General features: G+C 67.2%; 18 protein-coding genes. 16 read left to right on the top strand and 2 right to left on the bottom strand.

Translation table 11 applies throughout. From position 1 onward, the window contains the following. The 6 genes from ACW62_RS25660 to ACW62_RS25635 form a co-directional block, all read left to right on the top strand. Positions 1 to 1,532: site-specific integrase (locus ACW62_RS25660; RefSeq protein WP_157574977.1), on the top strand; the 1,532-nt coding region annotated here is incomplete at its 5' end. Continuing rightward, entirely contained in the window at positions 1,529 to 1,759 is a 231-nt protein-coding gene (locus ACW62_RS25655) for a hypothetical protein (protein ID WP_053206950.1), read from the top strand. The genes ACW62_RS25660 and ACW62_RS25655, both read left to right, overlap by 4 nt. Before the next feature lie 73 nt (positions 1,760 to 1,832). After that, a complete protein-coding gene (locus tag ACW62_RS25650; protein ID WP_053206949.1) occupies positions 1,833 to 2,291 on the top strand; it encodes a hypothetical protein in 459 nt (152 codons plus the stop codon). 94 nt (positions 2,292 to 2,385) lie between these two features. Next, positions 2,386 to 3,285 (top strand): DNA-processing protein DprA, encoded by a 900-nt coding sequence (gene dprA, locus ACW62_RS25645; protein ID WP_053206948.1) that lies wholly within the window; start codon positions 2,386 to 2,388, stop codon positions 3,283 to 3,285. A gap of 272 nt (positions 3,286 to 3,557) precedes the next feature. After that, on the top strand, positions 3,558 to 7,112 hold the full coding sequence (mobF, locus tag ACW62_RS25640) for a MobF family relaxase (RefSeq protein WP_053206966.1): 3,555 nt from the start codon (positions 3,558 to 3,560) through the stop codon (positions 7,110 to 7,112). A 170-nt stretch (positions 7,113 to 7,282) separates the two neighbouring features. Next, the gene (locus tag ACW62_RS25635; protein WP_053206947.1) at positions 7,283 to 7,612 is read left to right on the top strand and encodes a hypothetical protein; all 330 of its coding nucleotides are present in this window, start codon (positions 7,283 to 7,285) and stop codon (positions 7,610 to 7,612) included. Between the two features lie 92 nt (positions 7,613 to 7,704). Here the strand turns inward: ACW62_RS25635 and ACW62_RS25630 are convergent, their stop codons facing one another. Next, positions 7,705 to 8,550 (bottom strand): hypothetical protein, encoded by an 846-nt coding sequence (locus ACW62_RS25630; RefSeq protein ID WP_157574976.1) that lies wholly within the window; start codon positions 8,548 to 8,550, stop codon positions 7,705 to 7,707. Positions 8,551 to 8,797: 247 nt separating this feature from the next. Further along, entirely contained in the window at positions 8,798 to 8,983 is a 186-nt protein-coding gene (locus ACW62_RS34345) for a MerR family transcriptional regulator (RefSeq protein WP_157574975.1), read from the bottom strand. 274 nt (positions 8,984 to 9,257) lie between these two features. On the opposite strand from ACW62_RS34345, the gene ACW62_RS25625 reads away from it, so the two are divergent. The 10 genes from ACW62_RS25625 (at position 9,258) to ACW62_RS25580 (ending at position 20,271) form a co-directional block, all read left to right on the top strand. Next, positions 9,258 to 9,758, top strand: a complete 501-nt coding sequence (locus ACW62_RS25625; RefSeq protein WP_157574974.1) for a hypothetical protein — start codon at positions 9,258 to 9,260, stop codon at positions 9,756 to 9,758. Positions 9,759 to 9,767: 9 nt separating this feature from the next. Continuing rightward, positions 9,768 to 10,094, top strand: a complete 327-nt coding sequence (locus ACW62_RS25620) for a hypothetical protein (protein ID WP_053206944.1) — start codon at positions 9,768 to 9,770, stop codon at positions 10,092 to 10,094. Positions 10,095 to 10,580: 486 nt separating this feature from the next. Beyond that, a complete protein-coding gene (locus ACW62_RS25615) occupies positions 10,581 to 11,582 on the top strand; it encodes an AAA family ATPase (RefSeq protein WP_053206943.1) in 1,002 nt (333 codons plus the stop codon). Positions 11,583 to 11,871: 289 nt separating this feature from the next. Next, entirely contained in the window at positions 11,872 to 12,408 is a 537-nt protein-coding gene (locus ACW62_RS35395; RefSeq protein WP_205629594.1) for a hypothetical protein, read from the top strand. Then, entirely contained in the window at positions 12,408 to 14,141 is a 1,734-nt protein-coding gene (locus ACW62_RS25610; RefSeq protein WP_205629593.1) for a S8 family peptidase, read from the top strand. Before ACW62_RS35395 ends, ACW62_RS25610 begins: the two co-directional genes overlap by 1 nt. A 1,020-nt stretch (positions 14,142 to 15,161) precedes the next feature. After that, entirely contained in the window at positions 15,162 to 15,710 is a 549-nt protein-coding gene (locus tag ACW62_RS25600) for a hypothetical protein (RefSeq protein ID WP_053206941.1), read from the top strand. A gap of 26 nt (positions 15,711 to 15,736) precedes the next feature. Continuing rightward, positions 15,737 to 16,897, top strand: coding sequence for a DUF4331 family protein (locus tag ACW62_RS25595; protein WP_053206940.1), 1,161 nt, complete (start codon positions 15,737 to 15,739; stop codon positions 16,895 to 16,897). Positions 16,898 to 16,931: 34 nt separating this feature from the next. Further along, positions 16,932 to 18,260, top strand: a complete 1,329-nt coding sequence (locus ACW62_RS25590) for a Dyp-type peroxidase (RefSeq protein ID WP_157574973.1) — start codon at positions 16,932 to 16,934, stop codon at positions 18,258 to 18,260. Positions 18,261 to 18,285: 25 nt separating this feature from the next. Beyond that, positions 18,286 to 19,149 (top strand): enoyl-CoA hydratase-related protein, encoded by an 864-nt coding sequence (locus tag ACW62_RS25585; RefSeq protein WP_083460164.1) that lies wholly within the window; start codon positions 18,286 to 18,288, stop codon positions 19,147 to 19,149. Between the two features lie 42 nt (positions 19,150 to 19,191). Further along, positions 19,192 to 20,271: a sulfite oxidase gene (locus ACW62_RS25580; protein ID WP_053206937.1), complete on the top strand. Its 1,080-nt coding sequence runs from the start codon at positions 19,192 to 19,194 to the stop codon at positions 20,269 to 20,271. Positions 20,272 to 20,362 lie beyond the last annotated feature (91 nt).

The following is a 20,362-nucleotide window of genomic DNA, read 5'->3' as shown; positions in this document are numbered from 1 at the left end:
TCAGCCACGGCCGTCTCCTCTCGGATCAGGCCGGACCCCACACACCGTTATTCAGACAGTCCCTGTCCGAGGAGACCTACCAGGCGTGGCGGGCCGCGGTCGAGGTCCGACGTGACGGGAAGCCACGCCTGGGCGCCCCCGGGATCGTCACCAACGTCCGCGCCCTATACCTCGACATCCAGGGCTGGGCCGCCCACGAACCCGAACAGTGGGCCCGCTGGGCCGCGCCGTGTCCGATCAGCGGCCGCGATGCCCGCGCCAGAACCCAGGCGAACCGACGCGCGAAGGAACGCACCGACCACCGCACCCGCACCCTGCAACCGCTGCTGCCGGTCCTGGTCGCGGCCGCGGAGCAGCGACGCGACCACCTCGCCGCTCTGCTCGCCGCCGCCACCGACGCCGAGCACGGCCAGCGCCTGGTCGTCGACGCTCGGCACTACACCAGGATCTTCAGCGCTGGCGACGCCCGCCATCAGCGCTACCACGGGATCGCCAACGTCCGGGTCCACGACGAACACAACGGCACGGCGATCAACCTCACCGACGCCGAGGACGCCGCGTTCTGGACCTGGGCCTGCATCGAGACCCTGCGCCACACCGGCGTGCGCAACGAGGAGCTGCTCGAGCTGTCCCAGCTCAGCATCCGCCAATACGTCCGACCCAACGGGGAGGTGATCGCGCTGCTGGTCATCGCCCCGTCCAAGAGCGACCGGGAACGGGTCATCCCCATGACCGCCGAGCTGTTCCACGTCATCGCCACCATCATCCGGCGCCTGACCCGTGACCGCCCGAGCATCGCGTTGGCCACCCGCTACGACCGGCACGAGCACGTCACCAGCGAACCGCAGCCGTTCCTGTTCCAACGCACCATCGGGCAGCGCACCGAGGTCATCACCCCCTCGACGCTGCGCACCATGCTGATCCGGCTCAGCAAGAGCCTCGCCAAGCAGCACCCGGAACTGGAGAAGATCAGGTTCACCCCGCACGACTTCCGCCGCCTGTTCGCCACCGACCTGGCCAACAACGGGCTGCCCGTCCACATCGGAGCCGCGCTGCTCGGGCATCTCGACGTGCAGACCTTCCACGGCTACGTGACGGTGTTCCAAGAAGACGTCATCCGCCACTACCAGGCCCACCTCGCCAACCGCCGCGCTGCCCGCCCAGCAGCCGACTACCGGCCCGTCACCGACCAGGAGTGGGCCGAGTTCGAGGAGCACTTCGACAAACGCAAGATCGAACTCGGCCAATGCGGCCGCCCCTACGCCACCCCTTGCGAACACGAACACGCCTGCATCCGCTGCCCGATGCTGCACGTCGACCCCAAAATGCTCGGCCGGCTCGACGAGATCCACGCCGACCTGCTCACCCGACGTGCCCACGCCGAAGCCCAAGGGTGGCTCGGAGAGATCGAAGGAATCGACCTCACCCTGCGGTTCCTGGTCGACAAGCGCGCCGAGACCCAACGACTCGCCCACCACGACCACGACACCGTGACCGTCCTCGGCATGCCCGCGATCGGAGCACCCGCATGACCAGCATCGAACTCGACCGTGCCGACGCGACCGAACTCGCCGAGCTACTCACCCTCCTCAGCGACTGGCTCACCGGCGCCGACCGCGAACTCCTCGCCCAATCGCTCCAGCGGTTCATCGGCGTCGACGCCTACGACACCGACGAACTCCACGCCGACCTGGCCCGCTTCACCTTCCTCCTTGGCCACAGTGACGGCGAAGAGCTGTTCGGCAACCACCAGCCATGACAAGCCGGCCCCACCCCGATCCCACACCGGACTTGCAAAGTGCAGAGAAGCGGAGAAGGTCCGTCGTGCCTGGGTGACCGATCTGCTCGGACGCAAGCGGCTCCCCGCCGACGCACTGCCGTTCGCCGCCGTCACCTTGGTTACGAACACGTTCGAGGTCGGCCGGGCGGCGAACGGTGACCACGCGCTGGCCGAGGAGCTGCTCGGTTACGAGCACACCTACGGGCAGCAGCCGCTCGCCGATCTCGTCGCGAACACTCCGACCAAGGCGGCGCAGGTCGTCCTGGCCGTCGCGCTGGGTGCGTTGGAAGCCTCCATCGGCAAGCACACTTGGCGGAACCCGACGAGCACCGCTCGCAAGTACCTCCGCCAACTGGAGGCGTGGGGCTATGCCCTCTCGGAGGTCGAGCAGCTCGTCACCGCCGATCCGGCCGAGCGCGCCCCGGCCGCCGAGGTGGAAGAGCCTGATCCCGCCTCGGGCGACGAATCCGAGGTCAACGGCGACGACAGCGAGAACGCGCCGGACGCCTGACCGCCGAACCGCACACCTGGTGGCCGGGCGCGCCCGTCTCGCTCATCAGCGGCGCCCGGCCACCAGGCCACAAATGAGCTTGGAGAACTGAGTCATGATCACACCTACGACGACCGACACCGGCCGCATCCTCGACATCATCACGGCCGGCGACGCCGAACGCCTCGCCCGTGTCGCCCTGGCCCTATCGACCGAGCCGGGCGAGGTCGACACCCGCCGACTCGACGCCGACTCCGCCACGACCGTCGTCCACTCGACCCTTGGCCAGGGCCGGTCAACACTGACGGCCGACCGGCTCAACGAGGCGCTGGCCGCAACGAAGCGGCTCGGGTTCCACGTGCTCATTCCCGGCGACGAGCACTGGCCCGTCTGCCTCGCAGACCTCGGTCCGGCCCAGCCGCTGGCGCTATGGGCACACGGCCGCACCGCGCTTCTCGCCGAGTCGCTCACGGACCGCGTCGCCGTGACCGGCTCGCGCGCCGCCAGCCACTACGGTCAGCACACCGCACACGACATCTCGTACGAGCTCGCGCAGCACGGGCACGCGCTTGTCACTGGAGGTTCCTACGGCGTCGACGCCGCTGCTCACCGGGCAGCACTCCTCGCCAGCGCCGCAACCGTCGCAGTGCTTCCGACCGGACTCGACCGTCCCTACCCGCAGGGCAACGCTGACTTGCTCGCCGACATCGCCGCCACCGGCGTTCTGCTCAGCGAGTCACCACCCGGCACGCCACCATCGCGGACGCGGTTCGTCCAGCGCTGTCGCATCATCGCCGCGCTTGCAGGAACAACCGTCATCATCGAAGCAGCCGAGCGATCTGGCGCTCTCGTCACAGCCCACCGCGCGATCGGGCTGTTCCGCGTCGTCGCGGCGGTGCCCGGGCCTGTCACCAGCGCTACGAGCGTCGGGTGCCACCGGCTGATCCAAGATGGCGAGACCCACCTCGTCACCGGCGCAGACGACGTCGTCGCGCTCATCTCCGGCTGCGGTTGAACCGGCGACACTGATCCTGAGGCCCGGCCACCCACGACGGCGGCCGGGCCTCAGCACGTTCCGCACCGTCCCGGTCTTGCCATCCGCTATCACGCCCGGCACCCGCCCCCTCCCGGGCTATCGGCTCAGCATCGAAGCCCTTCGGACCTTCACCCGCCTCGATCTCGACACACATCTTGCAGCGCGAGGTCGGCTCAGTGATCTGCGGTCGGCCGGGCGCACCTCTCCAGCATGGCGGACGGCTGGGCCGGGTGGTCGCGGTGACGGTGTCGATGCGGGTGGTGTCGGCCGGCGATGGCTATAGATACCTGCTGAAGTCCGTCGCCGCAGGCGACGGCGATCGTGACCTGTCCACGCCGCTGACCCGCTACTACGCAGAGACGGGGGCTCCGCCGGGACGATGGATCGGCAACGCCATGCCAGACCTGGGTTCTGGTGAACTCGCGTCGGGTGACGTCGTGACTGAGCAGCAGCTGGGTCTGTTGCTCGGGACCGGGCACGACCCGGTGACCGGCAACCCGCTGGGCCGAGCCTTCCCGACCTACGCCACCAGGAGCGAGCGCGTTCATGCCCGGATTGCCGCGCTGGATCCCGACATCTCTGGAGACGAGCGGGCCGCTGCAGTAACCCTGATCGAGGCCGAGGAGACCGCCCGCGGTCAGCGGCGGGCGGTGGCCGGGTACGACTTTACGTTCAGCGTGCCGAAGAGCGTATCCGCCCTATGGGCGGTGGCCGACACCCACACGCAGACGGCGATCGTGCGGGCGCATCATGCGGCGGTTGCGGACGTAATTGCGCTGATGGAACGTGACGTCGCTGCAACGCGCGTTGGATTCAGCGCACGCGATGGTGCGGTTGCGCAGGTCGACGTGACCGGACTCGTGGGGACCTCGTTCGATCACTACGATTCCCGCGCCGGCGACCCGCAACTGCACACCCACGTCGTCATCTCGAACAAAGTCCGCGCCGTTCGCGACGGGCGGTGGCGCAGCCTGGACGGTCGACCCATGCACGCCGCCGTCGTTGCACTGTCCGAGCACTACAACGCGCTGCTTGCCGATCGACTCACCCGCGAGCTGAGCGTGGCATGGGAGCAACGCGGGCGGGGCAAGGACCGCAACCCGGCTTGGGAGCTCGCCGCGGTCCCGGACGAGCTCATCGCGGCCTTCTCGTCACGCGGCCGCGACATCGACGCAGCGACCGCGAAGCTCATCGACTCCTACATGGCTGAGCATGGCCGGCGCCCGTCGGCGACGACAGTGATCCGGTTGCGTGCGCATGCCACGCTGGCGACGCGGCCGGAGAAGCAGGATCGATCGCTGGCCGAACTCACAGCTTCCTGGCGTGTGCGCGCATCACACGTGCTTGGCGGCGACGCTACGACCTGGGCAGCCCGCGTCGGTGCGAAGGCAGCCGCAACGACGATCGTGCGGGCTGAGGACGTTCCGCACGACGCCGTAACCGAGCTGGGCAACGCCGTGGTTGCGGCGGTGGGGGACCGGCGCTCGACCTGGCGGTACTGGAACCTGCACGCCGAGGCCTCCCGCCAGACGATGGGAGTCCGGTTCGCCACGATCGAAGATCGGGAGGCTGTCGTCGGTTCGATCGTCGATGCCGCCGAACGAACATCGCTCGCCCTGACGCCGTTGGACCTGGTGTCGTCGCCGGAGGAGTTTCGACGCGAAGACGGGTCGTCGGTGTTCCGTCCCAAGCACTCAGTCGTGTTTTCCTCCACCGCGCTGCTTGCCGCTGAAGACCGTCTCCTGCAGCTCGCCGAGTCCACGGCCGCCCCCGCCGTCGACGCCGCTGCGGTGGAGGTGATTGCTCGTCGACGGGCCAGCCGACGCCTCGGGGATGATCAAGCGCGGGCCGTGGCCGCCGTAGCGTCGTCCGGTCGGGTCGTCGACGTGCTGATTGGCCCGGCTGGTTCTGGCAAGACCACCGCGATGAATGCGCTCCGGATCGTGTGGGAGCAGGTCCACGGCGAGGCGTCGGTGATCGGGCTGGCGCCCTCGGCCGCGGCCGCTCAGGTGCTGGCTGACGATCTCGGCGTCCCTACCGAGAACACCGCCAAGTGGCTCCACGACCACACCGCGGGTGTCGTGGAGTTCGGGCCTGGGCAGCTGGTGATCCTGGACGAGGCATCCCTCGCCGGCACCCACACCCTCGACGTCATCGCATCCCATGCAGCCGAAGCGGGAGCAAAGCTGGTCCTGGTCGGTGATCCGCACCAGCTGGACGCCGTCGACGCAGGTGGCGCGTTCCGGATGCTCGTCCACACGCGCAGCGACGTCGCCGAGCTGGCGGAGGTACACCGGTTCCGCAACGACTGGGAGAAACACGCCTCGCTACGCCTGCGCCTCGGCGACGTCACCGTCATAGACACCTATCTCGAGCACGACCGCATCCGCGCCGGCGACGCCGAGCAGATACTCGACCAGGCATACAACGCCTGGCGGGCCGATACCGCCGCCGGTCGGCAGTCGGTACTCATCGCCGACACCCGCGGCCTAGTAACTACATTGAACATCCGCGCCAGGCTGGACAGGATCGTCGCCGGCCAGGTGATTGGAACGTGGCCCGTGCGGCTGCACGACGACACGGAGGCGTCGAAGGGCGACGTGATCGTCACCCGACTCAACGAGCGGCGCCTGACGACGGGGCACGGATGGGTCCGCAACGGAGACCGGTGGATCGTCACCGCCACCGACCGCGACGGGTCGCTCACCGTCCGCCAGGCTGGCCGTCGGTTCGGCGCCAGGGTCGTGCTGCCCGCCTGGTACGTGGCCGACCATGTCGACCTTGGCTACGCCGTCACCACGCACCAGGCCCAGGGCCTCACGGTCGACACCGCGCATGCGCTCGTGGAGTCCTCGACCACGAGGGAGAACCTGTACGTGGCGATGACCCGCGGCCGCGACGCCAACATCGCCTACGTCGTCACCGACAAGGCCGACCTCGAGGACCACCGGCGTCCTCCAGACGACCAAGACGTCACGGGCCGATCGGTGCTGTACGGCGTGCTCAGGCACGTCGGCGCTGAGCTGTCGGCACACGAGACGCTCGAGGTCGAGCAGGAACGGTGGTCGAGCATCGCTCAACTGGCCGCCGAGTATGAGACGCTCGCCGCCGCGGCGCAGCATGATCGCTGGACAGCCCTGATCCGCGACTGCGGGCTCACGGCTGCACAGGTCGACGCGGTTCTGAGCTCGGAGGCGTTCGGTCCCCTGACGGCTGCACTGCGCAGGGCCGAAGCGCATGGGCACGACGTCGACGTCGTGCTGTCACGCCTAGCCACAGCGCGGCCACTCGACGACGCTGAGGACATTGCCGCAGTCCTGCACTACCGCATCACCCGAGCCACGAGCCGACCGAGCAAAACCGGCCACCGGCACGGCCGTGGATCACAGGCAGGGCTGATCGCCAGACTCATCCCGGAGGCAGTCGGCCCCATGATCGACGACATGCGCGACGCGCTCGATCAGCGCCGCGACCTCATCGAAGCCCGCGCCACGGCGCTCGCCGAGACCGCCATCGCCGACGGCCAACCCTGGACCCGAGCCCTCGGCGTCACACCGCGCGATTCACAACTGCGTCGCGCCTGGTTCGCTGAGGTTAGGGTCGTAGCCGCCTACCGAGACCGCTACCAGATCACCACCGCCAACCCGCTCGGCGTGACGGTCGAATCGACCAGCCAACAAGCCGACGCCACCCTGGCGCGCGCCGCTCTTCGCGCGGCCAGGGAACTCGCCGCCGCCCCGCCAAACGGTGAACGGGGTTCGGTCAGCCATACTGCGCCAGACAGCAGCGTCCGCCGCTCGCTTTGAATCCACAGGCTGTCACCGAGCGGTCGTACACTGGATTCTCGAACGGTAGTACTTGCGGGCCGACCCAGTAATAGCCTTGGCGGCTTACCCCGGCATCGGGTGTCCCTTACGGCTTCACTGCTACTGCCGCCAGCACCCATGAATCGTGCTCGCGCGAAAGGGACGCCACCATGCTCGGCCTCGCCATACACCTCGCCAGCGCCGTCGGCGCTCCACTTCAGCGTGGTCCTTCGAACGTGCTCCTGGCCCGACTGCGCACCCGCCGCGGTCTCAAGTGGTCCATGCCGGCGATGTTGATCGGGGTTGTCTACCTGTGGGCTGCCGCCACCGTGACGACAGTCATCGATCGTGGCGGTCCTGGATGGCTGCACGTCCTGGTCCTGCTGTTCGTTTGGAACGGACTCAAGTTCCTGATCAACGGACCCTTCGGCGTCCTCGCGCTGGCCCGCGTCCGGAAGGCCGAACGACGCCGGACACGACAGGCTGCCTCGACACTGTAGGAGTCCCGGCCGATGCACACTTGGGGTCGGACGCGCTTCGCGATGCTCAGTGCTCTCGTGGCGCTGGCTCGTGAAGCGGGAAACACTCGGCGTTAGATGCCTGGCGGCGGATGAGCTGGCCTGCCGGTCTGGTGCGGCGACGACCAGGGCCGTGCCCAGGGTGATTCGCCCAAGCTCCAGACTTCGGGCGTTGTGCCGCTCGGGATAGCGCCGCGTCGAGCCGCCGGTCCTGGTGCGTCGACTGGGGGCAGGGGAGAACTACTCGGCGCACGGTCGATCTTGCGGACAAGGCCGACATGGCCGAGGGCCTCGTCGTAGGTCATCACGTAGTCGCCGCTGACGCAGATGGTGTCGCGCTCACCGAGCTGCACCTCGTCGTAAACTTGACCGTTGATCTTGGCGGTTTCCTCGGTCTCACGCCCCAAGTCCCACTGGGCCAGGTACTCGATTGCGGCATGCCAGCCACGTTCGTTCAGGATCTCCAACGCTTCCGCAGCGTCGTCACCTTGTTGGAAGACCACGCCGATGAACTTCGCCGGCTCGGCCACACCCACGCCGTCATCAGGGTCTTCGTCATCAAGATCAAAGATTGCCAGCTCGTCCGCGTTCAGGTACGCCGCCTCGGCCACCCACAACGGGAACAGATCGAGGTTCTCCGGCTCACTCTCTGGGTGCTCCAAAACGTGCCGATAGGACTCGCCGGCGGCTGACAGGAACGACGCCAGCATGCGCACGGCGGCCTTGGCGTCCACCGGCGCGCCTACACCCGATCTCAGGTCGTCACCTTCATATGTCGCGCCAGAATCGGTGGACTCGACGAGGTATCCGTACCGGCGGCGGAACCCGCCGGTCTCGTCCGCAACGTCCGCGATGTGCCGGGTGGACAGTCTCAGCGTCCCGGCTACCCGGGTGGTGTCTGCACGGTCGTTGACACTCATTGGCATGAGATACACAGCTGCGCGCCGCAGCCGGCGCTAACCCGGTCGCCTTCATGGTGAGGCACGACGACGCGGCGGCAGCCGGGCCGTCGCAATTACCGGGATTTCGCCGAGCACCGAGGTGTGGTGACCGTGACGATGCGGCCCGGGAGCAAGGGGAAATGGCTACTCAACCAACCGTCACGCGATGCCGTCGGCCCTGAGCGCCGTCCGGCAGACGTCACCGAGCTGGTGGCGAGCAGCGTCCCTACTCCTCGCGCTTCCACTGGCTGCGCAACTCAGCCTCGAGTTCTTCGAGGTTCCAGCGGGCATGACCGCCCGGCGTCACGTAGGCAGCGGTCACGAGACCCTTGTGCCACCAGCGCAACAGTGTGCCTCGGTCGATGCCGAGCTGCTTCGCGGCGACGCCGGTCGACACAAGATTGGTAGCCACAGAACAACCGTCGGCCACGAAAGCTGACGTTTACCGCTGCTTGCAGCGGATGCAGCGATTACAACAAATACAGCGTCTACTATGGGCCATGGTTGGGTTACAGTCCCGGGAGGTGCGATGCCGCGGCTAGTTCGTTGTTCTCCACGGGTCCACGCTGTGTGGGATCGTGACGAGCTGGGCTCTGTCCATCCCCCGCAGAGGAGTGGCAGCCCGCTGCTGGCAGATCCAGGCGCTGCGCCCATCTGTGGATCTGCGGCAGGAGGGTGCGGATAACGTGACGGGTGACGATACTGGCCTCCTCGAGTGTCTTCTCGCCGCTCTCATCAGACGGGCTGGCGGATCGGTGACATTCACCCGAGCGGAACTCGACGCGGCAATCGACGCCAGCGCAACACACGATGGGCGCTCGGAGTGGCTCTTCGACTACGACCAGAGCCGCGACGGGACCGAGGTGACGGTGCGCGCCGTCGCGGCACCAGTCAGGGCCAGGCGGACGGCGGACACACCTGACGTGCCGGTCGGCGGCGTCGAGGTTCCTCCGGATCGATTTGCATCGGTGGTGCTCGCTGCGCTGATACACCAGGGCGGCGGGTCGGCCGAAGTCCAGATCGATAGCTACCAGGAGATGGCGCATCTGGTGCGAGCCGGCCGCCCGCTGACGCTACGACCAGTACCTGGTCCCGATGCCAGTGACCACTTCACGATCGAACTGGCGAGTCCGGACATTCAGACCGGCGACGCCTGGCGCTCTCGCACCCTGCCGCCTCCGCGCTAACCCCGAGGCATGGAGATCCTGATGCGAAAACGAGCACCGCTGCCACGGAATCGTGCCGAACTGCCCTCCCACGTCCGCTACCTGCTGACCAAGCAAGACCTCGTTGACATCGGCTTTCCCGAAGAAACGATCTGGCCGGGCGGCTACGACTGGGACTGCCGCATAGAGACGCGCCCCGCCAGCCTGCAGGGCGCCGGCATCTATGAGGCCGTCATGGAACGTCGCGTGAGCCGCACAAACGACGGCAGGTGGCTGGTCTCCGCCTCGGACGGTTCGGGCCGTGTCCTAGAAATCGTCGACGCCCGCGACCTTGTCGCACTGCTCGATTGGGTGTAAGAGCCGGTCGATCGCCGATGGATGAGACATGCTCGCTTGTACGGGCCAACAGCTCAACGACGCGCGGTCAAGACCCGCTCGATGACAGCCGCAGCCGTCCTGGGAGCGCCCGCCAAGCGGCGGAGTGGACCACTGGCTCGAAATCTTCGGCAGCCGCACCGGCGAGCACGACCGGGGCAACCCGAGAATGCCGCGCTCGTCGGCGCAGCCCTGTCGTGCCTCATCGCGGCCAAGAACACATGGCTCACCTGTACAACCAAGCCCGGCCCCTCACCGAGCTCCTCGACGAAGCGTTGGTCGCGGCCAACCACATCTGAACCGTCGAAGTCCGCTGGTGTCGACGAACGGATCCACAGCCACGGGGCGGCCACACGAAGCTCTGGCGTGGCACCCGAGAGGCTACATCTAGCCGCGGTCGGTAGGCTCAGACTAAGGTCTGTCGAACCCGGTACAGGACGATCATCGAACTGGAGGGAGGTCGGGCCAATGGCGACAAATGACCAGCTCAAGGCTCTGGTGAAGAGTCACGCCGATGGCGATGATCCCCAGTTCTACTCCGTCGCCATGCAGGTGGCAGCAAAAGCTGCCCGCGCGGGGCAGTCCAAGTTCGCGCAGGAACTGCGCGACTTGGTTGAGGACCTTCGCAAGCGAGGGCCGGCCCAGTCCCGCGTTGCCTCCGTTGTGCCCGTCGCGCAGCCGCGTGGCGAGCTAGGTTCCCTACTGACCGTTACGTACCCCGATGCGCGCCTCGCGGATCTCGTGCTGGCGCCGGAACTCAGCGAGCGGCTGAGGCATGTCCTCCTTGAACAGCGTCAGCGTGATGTCTTGGCACGCCACGGGCTTCGCCCAGCGCGGCGGTTACTTCTGATTGGCCCACCAGGGACGGGGAAGACCTCCACGGCGCGCGTCGTCGCCGGGGAGCTGGGGCTACCGCTCTTTGCTATCCGGCTGGACACGATCATTACGAAGTACATGGGGGAGACTGCGGCGAAACTACGCTTGATCTTCGATGCACTCGTCGAGACGAGGGGCGCCTACCTCTTTGACGAAGTCGACGCCCTCGCAGGTGATCGTGCAGCGCCCAACGATGTCGGCGAGATTCGTCGTGTTCTGAACTCGTTCCTTCAGTTCCTCGAAGAAGACACATCCGAGAGCATTGTTATCGCCGCCACCAATCATCCACAGTTGCTCGACAACGCGCTCTTCCGCCGGTTTGACACAGTCATGGACTTTGCGCTCCCCGACGACGACAGCGTGCGTGCCGTGATCAAGAACCGGCTCGCAACCTTCCAGACCGGCAACCTGAGTTGGGGGCGCGTGATCACTGCTGCGCGGGGCCTCAGCCACGCGGAGGTCGCGACAGCGGCCGAGAACGCTGCCAAGCGCACTGTCCTGTCCGGGCGAACTCGAATCCTCTCTGGTGATCTTGTGGCCGCGCTCGAAGGGCGGCCACGAACGAGTCCTCCGCGATCCGTGGCGAGCGCGTAGGCAGCATGGCTGAACGCGACCGGCCGCACATCGTTGTACCAACCCCACCAAGGCCAGAGCCATTCACGCTTGCGAGCAGCGGAGGTGGCAGCGAGAAGGAAGGATTCACCGGGAACCGGACGCAACATGGCCGCCGGCTCACCAGGGAACTTGAGGAAGCACTCACTCCGACGAGTGCCGAAGCCGAGACGGAGGGGACATACATCACCTTCGTGTCGTTCCCAGGGTTTGAACTGGCGCTGGAGAGTCTCGACCCACAAGCAGCGGCGCCCAGCCTGAGCTGGTCGCTGTGCGTGAGACCCAGACCGAGGACGGCGCTGTCCAGGTGGCCACCGTCTTCGTTCCCGACGGCAAGAAGCAGTACTTCCTTCAGCGCCTCGCCCGGTATGTCGAAACAGCTTCCAATGACAAAGCCCGGCACGCCGCGTTGATAGAAGGTATCCAGTCGATTCGCCGAGCCACGATTCGGGAGCTGTGGACAGACCCCGAAGAGCTGTTCCCCGACGACCATGCGGAACCTCGATGGTGGGAGGTCTGGCTGCGGAAGCGAGACGGTCACGAGCTTGACCAGTTCACGGCGTTCGTCGAGCAACAAGGACTCCGCACCAGCGAGCACTACCTCGGCTTTGGCGACAGAACCGTTGTGCTACTTCGTGCGACCGCGGGCCAGCTCGCTGAGACGTTCGAGTCGCTCGATGACATCGCCGAGCTGCGACGGCCGCACGATGTAGCGAGCTTCCTCACCGGACTCCGGCGTCAGAGCAAGCGCAATGGGTGGAGGACCTTCGGCAGCGCCTTCGGGCTGCGGGAGAAGACGCTCCCGTAGTGTGCATCCTGGACACAGGCGTGCAGGACGGTCACCCGCTTCTCACCGACTCGATTGCGCCGGCCGACGTCCATGTCGCGGACGCACGTTGGCATGGCCGCCCTATCCAGCCACACGGCACAGAGATGGCCGGGCTCGCGCTCTACAGCGATCTGCAGGGCGCGATCACGGACACGCATACCGTCCATCTACGTCACCGCCTCGAGTCCGTGAAGCTTCTCCCCGACCATGGCGAGAACGACCGTGACCTCTACGGTGCTGTCACAGCCCGCTCCGTCGATCGCCCTGAGATTCAGGCGGCGCATCGCGCACGGGTGTTCATGCTTGCCGTGACTGCTCCCCGCCCGGTGACGAGCTCCCCGGAGTCTGAGCCTGCCGAGCGCCCTGAGGCCGGTCGCCCCACATCGTGGTCCGCCACTATCGATGCCCTCGCATTCGGAAGAGCCATCGACGACACCGACCCCAAGTTCACCTACCTTGACCGCGACGAGGTGCGCCGACCACGACTGTTTGTTATCTCTGCGGGAAACATCGGAGGCATCATTGCCGCGGATGACCATCTCGCCCGTAGCGACGTTGAGCCAGTCGAAGACCCCGCCCAGTCCTGGAACGCCCTGACAGTCGGCGCATACTCGGCGCATGACGACATGGCGGGTGCGCCCGGTCACTTTGCAGGCTACGTACCGATCGCGCAGCGCGGCGAGCTCTCGCCTGTCAGTCGTACCTCAGTAGTATTCGATCGCAAGAAGTGGCCATTCAAGCCCGACGTGGTCGCGAACGGAGGCAATGTCGCCGCCTCTCCGGACCGGACCGATGTCGATACGCCCCCGAACCTGGCCCTGCTAACGACCAGACTCCAACGGCCCGGTGAGGGGTTCTTCACCACGACACGCGATACCTCAGCAGCTACGGCACGGGTGGCTGCCATCGCGGCCGACGTCTATGCGACCTACCCCGACTTCCGGCCCGAGACGGTCCGCGCGCTGATCGTCCATTCAGCACAGTGGACCGAAGCCATGGGCGACCGCTTCAGCGGTGAGACGAGCAGGGCCCGCCGTGTGAGCCTCTTGCGCCGGTACGGCATGGGCGTGCCCGACGCCACCCGAGCGCTACGCAGCGCAGCCGACGCGCTGACGCTCATAGCGGAGGCGCAGATACACCCGTATGAGCGAGAGCAGGGCAGCAGCACGGGCAAAGTGCGTGAGATGAACCTCCACCAGCTCCCGTGGCCGATCGAGCAGTTGGAGGCGTTGGGTGGAGCCCAGGTCCAGCTCCGTGTGACGCTCTCGTACTTCATCGAGCCGAACCCGTCCAGTCGCGGCTGGACGGGCAGATATATCTATCCATCGCATGGGCTGCGGTTCGCAACAAAGCGCCCCGAGGAGAGCCTCGAGTCCTTCCGCCAACGGCTCAACACGCGCGCCCGCCTCGACGGGCAGCGTCCTCCAACTCTCGATACCGAGACAGGTTGGCTCTTCGGGAGCAACCAGCAGCAAGCCCCGGGCTCACTGCACACCGACATCTGGACCGGCACGGCGGCGGATCTCGCAAGCAAGGGTGCTATCGCTGTCTATCCAGTCGCGGGCTGGTGGAAGAACCGGCGTGACTATGACCAGAGTGATCAAGGTGTCGACTACTCACTTGTTGTGAGTATCGAGTCGCCAGAGGTGGAAGTCGACCTATGGACCCCCGTCGCCGGACAGATCGCACCCATGGTCGAAGTCAAAACCTAGGTGCTTGAAGCACGGTTTGGTACCTTCGACCGAGGAGCAAGATCATGGGATATCCATGGGATGATCTTGATGGTCAGACGCGGTCAGGCCGGGTGACCCTGGGTCAGGTCAGGTCGCTGACCTGCAGCGATTCCATCGCTGCCAGGTGAGAGCCTTGGGGTTACGTTGTTCGGGACGAAGAGGTCGCAGGTTCAAATCCTGTCACCCCGACCAGCAGAAACGTCAGCTGAGCTGGCCAGAATGGGCCGCGTACAGCAGCGAAGTACAGCAACGGCCTCACCCCTCCAAGCTCTCACTCAGGCGCTTCAATCCGGCGCGGGTCGCCGCTGACGATACCTCGGTGTAGATCTCCATCGTGATCGCGAACTGCGCGTGCCGCAGGTGCGCCGGCTGATCGCCCTCGAGCGTGACCGCCCCGGAACTGTCGCCGGTCAGGACCCGCTGCAGGGCCCTGCTGCGCTCGGGAGTTGACTCGAGTCCATAAGTCGGCGAACTCGTCCGAGGCGATGAACGCACGAACCTCACGCTCGATGAGGCCGTTGACGGCCCGGACAGCGCGAGGCGGTGCTCGACGAGTTCCCGGCGGAGTCGCACCCCGCCAGGACCCACAGCGCGATCACGACCGCAACGACCGTCCACGGCCGCCGATGGACGTTGCGCTTGGCTCTCGGCTCGCTGGCCATCATTCCTCCACCACGGTCGGACTGCCCTTCTTACGACATCGTCACCACAGGCCGGACGGCGTGGCATCACGCGCAATGAGTGATTCGAAGCGACTCCGGAGCCTGCTGGGGCGGAGGCGCACCTGTCATTCCGTGCCGGTAGCCGGCGAAGGTGCTGTCGTACACGTTCTGGTCATGTCGGATCGGGGCGGCCTTGAGTGCAGTTCACCCATGGTGGGTGAGGCGGGCCCGCCGGAACCGGACCTATGGTCCGGGTGGCTGGAGTGCTCCAGCTCTGGATACCTGGCTTGATCCGCGGCGTGCTCCGGTCGAGCCGGGGGAGCGGGGGAGGCAACCGATGGCCGCACCGGACAGTGGAGTCACCCGGCCCGGCCTGAGCGTCGGGCCGACGAGCGAGTTCAGCTTGTTCTTCCGCGTCAAGGACGGCCAGGCGCCGCCTCTGCGGGCCGCGCTCCTCAGCCTGCAGGACACACCCGGTTACCGGCCCGGTGACTACGGGATGGCGATCCAGACGATCCACGAGGCGCGGTTCGTGCTCTTCGACGACGACACGCGCCTGGCGTTCATCACCAGCTTCGACGGTCCATGGGATGCCTACATGGAGGACTTCTTCACCTCGGGGCCGACGCTGGCGCTGTTCGACGCCATCTTCGGTCACGTGGAGGGGTACGACGGGCTGCCGGATGTCGCGGCCGTGCGAGCCTTCGTCCTCGACGCCGAGCAGACGGCCGCCGCGTATGCCCGCAACTACGGCGGGACAGTCAAGGAGATCCGGAAGTCGCAGCGGGTCAACCGCGCGTTCCAGCAGGTGCTCGATCACGCGCAGGCCGCCGAGATACTCGAGCACCCGGCCCTTCGGCCGTTGTTGGACGAGGCCGCCGACTAGCCGCGCGGGTGGGACGAGGCACCGTCATGTCTGATCACATCTCCGGGCCGCGTGCCCTGGCCGATCCGATCGCGGACATCACGGACGTGTACGCGTTCCCGAGTCCCGAGAGCCCGGGGCGCCTCGTCCTCGTCCTGAACACGCTGCCGATGGCCAAGCCCTCGGACCTCTTCTCCGCGGGGCTGATGTATCGCTTCCGGCTGCGATCTCTCACCCCGCCGACGAGGGAAGGGTCCGGTTGGCAGTTCGTCCCAGGAGACGAGGAGCTGGTCCTCGACTGCGTCTTCGGCGCGCCGGAGCACGTGTCGGACCAGATCGCGGGCCCGGGCGCGGGCCAGCCGGACCATGAGCAGCAGGGGACCTGTTTGATACCCAACGGGGAACAGGCGTCCTTCCGCGTCAACGCCGAGGAGGGCGGGGCGGGGCGCGGCATGCGGGTCTTCGCCGGCGTGCGGTGGGACCCGTTCATCATGGACGCCCGCGCCGCCCTGGCCACCATTGCGACCCGGAAGCTCGCTTTCACCGACTCCGGATCGATCTTCCTCGACGGCAAGAACGTGCTGAGCATCGTCGTCGAGATCGACACCGGTTTCCTGCCGGGCGGGACGCTCGTCGGCGTTGTCGCCGAGACTCTGACCCGCGGTGAGTTCAACGTCAGGATCGAACGGGTGGGTCGCCCCGAGGTGAAGAACATGATGCTCGCCCCGAAGGACTTCGACCTGGTGAACCGGGACCTCGAGATCCGCGACCTGTACAACATGGATGACGCGTTTCACCTCGGAGACTCCTACGCCGGCGCCTACCGAGCGCGGCTGGACGCCAACCTCGCATTCTGGGACGGCCTCGACGGCACGATGGACTGGCCCATCGACGGGGACGGCAGTCACCCGCTCACCGATCTGATCCTCGCCGACTACCTGGTCGTCGACGTCACCAAGCCCTATGTCGAGCGAGGGTCGTTCCTCGAGATCGAACTGGCTGCCCGGCGCGGCGAGTCTCACGTGACGTGTGGGGGCCGGACCTTGAACGACGACGTCATGGACACGATCTTCACCCAGCTCGTCAACGCGGGCCGCGGCCCCACCATCCGCGACGGGGTCGACTCCGCCACCCGGCCGGGCACGGTCAGCTTTCCATACCTGGCAGCGCCGAACCCGAACCCGCCCGAACCCCCCGAGCATCACTGACCATGGAAACCGGGTGACTTCGATGGATGGCACAATGGGCGCGTCCCTCGAGCTCGACGACATCCAGGCCGGCGCGCTGTACGAGCGGCCCTCGCCCTACGTCGGCGTCTACCTGCTGCTCTGCATCCGTGACCGCGCCGACGGACGCGAGCTGGTGCGGCGACTGCACCGGATCGTCGACCCCGCAAGCACCATCGGTACGGCGGACGAGACCTCGCTCACGGTCGCCTTCACCTACCACGGGCTCGAGGCACTCGGGGTGCCCCAGACGTCCCTGGACAGCTTCGCGCCCGAGTTCCGGCAAGGGATGGCCGCCCGGGCCGAGATCCTGGGAGACACCGGTGCAAGCGGTCCCGACCAGTGGGAGGAACCTCTCGGCAGCACCGATGTGCATGTGGCCATCGCTGTCCTCTCTTCCGACGAGGCTCGACTTCACACCGTCGCGGAGAAGGCCCGCGCAGCCCACGCCGAACTCCCTGGGATCGAGCTGATCTGGCGTCAGGACTGCTACCAACTCGCAACAGGGCGGACGTCGTTCGGCTTCAAGGACGGCATCGGCCAACCAGCGGTCGAGGGAAGCGGCCGAGCCTCGACCAATCCCCGTGAGCGGCCACTCAAGGCCGGCGAGATCATCCTGGGCTACCCCGACGAGACAGGCGAGCTGCCGCCCATGCCTGCCCCGGAGGTCCTGGGTCGCAACGGCACCTACGTCGTGTTCCGCAAGCTGCACACCAGGGTGGCGGCCTACCGGAGCTACCTCCGCGCCAGGTCAGCCAGCCGGGCGGAGGAAGACGTCCTCGGGGCGAAGATCGTCGGCCGCTGGCAGAGCGGCGCCCCGCTCGCGCTCGCACCCGATCACGACGACCCCGAGCTCGGCTCCGACCCGCACCGCAACAACGACTTCGCCTTCGGCGACGACCCTCGCGGCTTCAAGTGCCCCGTGGGTGCTCACGCCCGTCGGGCCAACCCTCGTGACGCACTGGACCAGGAGGGCAGCGTGGACGTCCGGCTCCACCGGATGATCCGGCGCGGCACCAGTTACGGGCCGATGCTGCCCGAAGGCGTGACCGAGGACGACGGGATCGACCGCGGAATCATCTTCGTCTTCGCCGGCGCCCATCTCCGGCGACAGTTCGAGTTCGTGAAGACTCAGTGGCTCAACGACGGCATCTTCATCGGCGCCCCTCGGGAGTCCGACCCGCTCGTCGGACCTCACGACGACTCGAGCAGTTTCACGATCCCGCAGCGACCGATCCGCCGCAGGCTGCAGGATCTGCCGCCGTTCGTGGTCACCCGCGGCGGGGAGTACTGCTTCGCGCCGAGCCTGAGCGCGCTGCGCTGGCTCGCCGAGCTGGACACCTGACGGTAGGCCACCCGAGAGAGGAAGCATGATGAGCTTCTCGAGCACGGACCGCTGGGCAGCGCTCGACTTCGCCCCACCGGCACCCGACGTCGAAGAGACCGAACCGCCCGTTCTCCTGGACTACTTCTCCGACGGCCGGGTCGCCCGAATCACCCTGAACCGGCCCCATGCCGACAACGCGATCACCACTGAGATGGGCGCCCGGCTGACCGAGGTCGTCGAGGACCTCGCGGTCCGTACCGCCGTCCGGGTCGTGATCCTGACGGGAGCCGGTGACCGCGCCTTCTCCGTCGGAAGCGACCTGCGGCAACGCAAGACCATGACCAAGGAGGACTGGCTACGCCAGCGCCAGGCCTTCGACCGCACCCTGTACACGGTCCGGCAGCTGCGCAAGCCGATCTTCGCCGCCGTCAACGGTCTCGCCTACGGCGGAGGCTGCGAGCTGGCCCAGAGCACCGATTTCATCATCGCCGCGGCCGACGCGACCTTCGGCCAACCCGAAGCCATGCTCGGCCTGGCAGCCGGTGGTGGCTCGCCCGCCCTGCTGCCCCGCCTCCTGCCGCGCGGCAAGGCCCTGCAGATGCTCATGACCGGTGACCCGGTCCCGGCCCAGGAGGCGTACCGGCTCGGCATGGTCAACGAGCTCCACGACCCCAGCCAGCTGATGAGCGCTGCACAGCGCATCGCGGACAAGATCGCCGGCAATTCCCCGACCGCCGTGCAGGCGGTGAAGCGCGCGGTGCACCTGGGCGAAGGGCAGCCGATCGAGCAGGCGATCGCGATCATGATGGACGCCCACTGGCGCTCCGCGGTCCACCCGGACCGCGTCGAGGGCATCGGCGCCTTCAACGACGGCCGCGAACCCACCTTCAACGACTCCGACTTTTGAGTACCACGCGCCCCTCACGCCAGCCCAAGGAGGCTGAACGACATGACCATTTCCGATGAGCTCGAGGCGGGACGCGCCGCGCTGGTGATGATCAACCCCGCGCCCTACAACGCCGAGGCACCGCCGGCCGCACTCATCGACGAGATCACTCCCACCGAGTTGCACTACATACGCAGCAACTTCGCCGTGCCGGAACACGACGGCACCCTGGAGATCGGCGGCGCGGTCGGTGCCCCCACGACCCTGACCCTCGACGACCTGCGCGCGATGCCGGCCCACGACCACACGGTCACCCTCGAGTGCGCCGGAAACGGGCGCCTGGACATGAGGCCGCTACCGACCGGAGAGCCCTGGGGCGACTTCGCCGTCTCCACAGCCCGCTGGACCGGTGCCCTCCTGCACGAAGTCCTGGCAGAGGCCGAGCCGTCGGCGCAGGGGATCGAGGTGCTCGCCCAAGGAGCCGACCACGGCCCGTACCACCTCCAGGCCATCCTCCCCGAGACCGACCAGGACAATCTCTCCTTCACCCGTTCCCTCCCGATCGCACAGGCCACGGACCCGGCATCGGGGATCCTCATCGCCTACGAGATGAACGGTCAGCCGCTCGGGCCCGACCACGGCGCCCCGTTCCGGCTGCTCGTCCCGCACTGGTACGCCGTCGCGTCCGTGAAGTGGCTGAAACGGATCGACGTCCTCACCGAGCCCCACACCGGCGAGTTCCAGACCGGTCACTACATGTATCAATGGCCCGACCGGCCCCACGAGCCCGTCTCGCTGATGCGGGTCCGCGCCCGGATCACCGACCCGGCACCCGGCGCAACGGTCGACGTCGATACCTACACGGTCCGCGGGAAGGCATGGTCCGGCACCGGCCCCATCACCCGCGTGGACGTCAGCCTCACCGGAGAAGGCGACTGGCAACCCGCGCGACTCGAACCGGCCCGAGGCGACTACCACTGGCAGGACTGGACCTTCACCTGGGAATCGATCAGCGTGGGCCGGCACACCCTGCGGGCCAGGGCGACCGACGCCGCCGGCAACGTCCAGCCCGACGTGCCACCCTGGAACCGCCTGGGCTACGGGAACAACGCCATCGAAGTCATCTACGTCGACCGCCGATGAGCTGCCCCGGGACCAATGTGTACCTCTTCGAGGGCCGCCCGACGAGCATATGGTCTACCTGAACCGTCACACGGCGTTGGCCGAGTCGCGC

Origin of the sequence: Jiangella muralis, from assembly GCF_001270745.1 — a bacterium.
GTDB classification, from domain to species: Bacteria; Actinomycetota; Actinomycetes; order Jiangellales; family Jiangellaceae; genus Jiangella; species Jiangella muralis.
The sequence above is the reverse complement of the archived record's forward strand: the minus strand, read 5'-3'. Positions and strand labels throughout refer to the sequence as shown.

Bases quoted from the DNA above. Each gene is read 5' to 3' on its own strand.
- ACW62_RS25655 (WP_053206950.1), top strand. From the start codon at position 1,529: ATGACCAGCATCGAACTCGACCGTGCCGACGCGACCGAACTCGCCGAG.
- dprA (WP_053206948.1), top strand. From the start codon at position 2,386: ATGATCACACCTACGACGACCGACACCGGCCGCATCCTCGACATCATC.
- mobF (WP_053206966.1), top strand. From the start codon at position 3,558: ATGCGGGTGGTGTCGGCCGGCGATGGCTATAGATACCTGCTGAAGTCC.
- ACW62_RS25635 (WP_053206947.1), top strand. From the start codon at position 7,283: ATGCTCGGCCTCGCCATACACCTCGCCAGCGCCGTCGGCGCTCCACTT.
- ACW62_RS25630 (WP_157574976.1), bottom strand. From the start codon at position 8,550: ATGAGTGTCAACGACCGTGCAGACACCACCCGGGTAGCCGGGACGCTG.
- ACW62_RS25620 (WP_053206944.1), top strand. From the start codon at position 9,768: ATGGAGATCCTGATGCGAAAACGAGCACCGCTGCCACGGAATCGTGCC.
- ACW62_RS25615 (WP_053206943.1), top strand. From the start codon at position 10,581: ATGGCGACAAATGACCAGCTCAAGGCTCTGGTGAAGAGTCACGCCGAT.
- ACW62_RS25600 (WP_053206941.1), top strand. From the start codon at position 15,162: ATGGCCGCACCGGACAGTGGAGTCACCCGGCCCGGCCTGAGCGTCGGG.
- ACW62_RS25595 (WP_053206940.1), top strand. From the start codon at position 15,737: ATGTCTGATCACATCTCCGGGCCGCGTGCCCTGGCCGATCCGATCGCG.
- ACW62_RS25590 (WP_157574973.1), top strand. From the start codon at position 16,932: ATGGGCGCGTCCCTCGAGCTCGACGACATCCAGGCCGGCGCGCTGTAC.
- ACW62_RS25585 (WP_083460164.1), top strand. From the start codon at position 18,286: ATGATGAGCTTCTCGAGCACGGACCGCTGGGCAGCGCTCGACTTCGCC.
- ACW62_RS25580 (WP_053206937.1), top strand. From the start codon at position 19,192: ATGACCATTTCCGATGAGCTCGAGGCGGGACGCGCCGCGCTGGTGATG.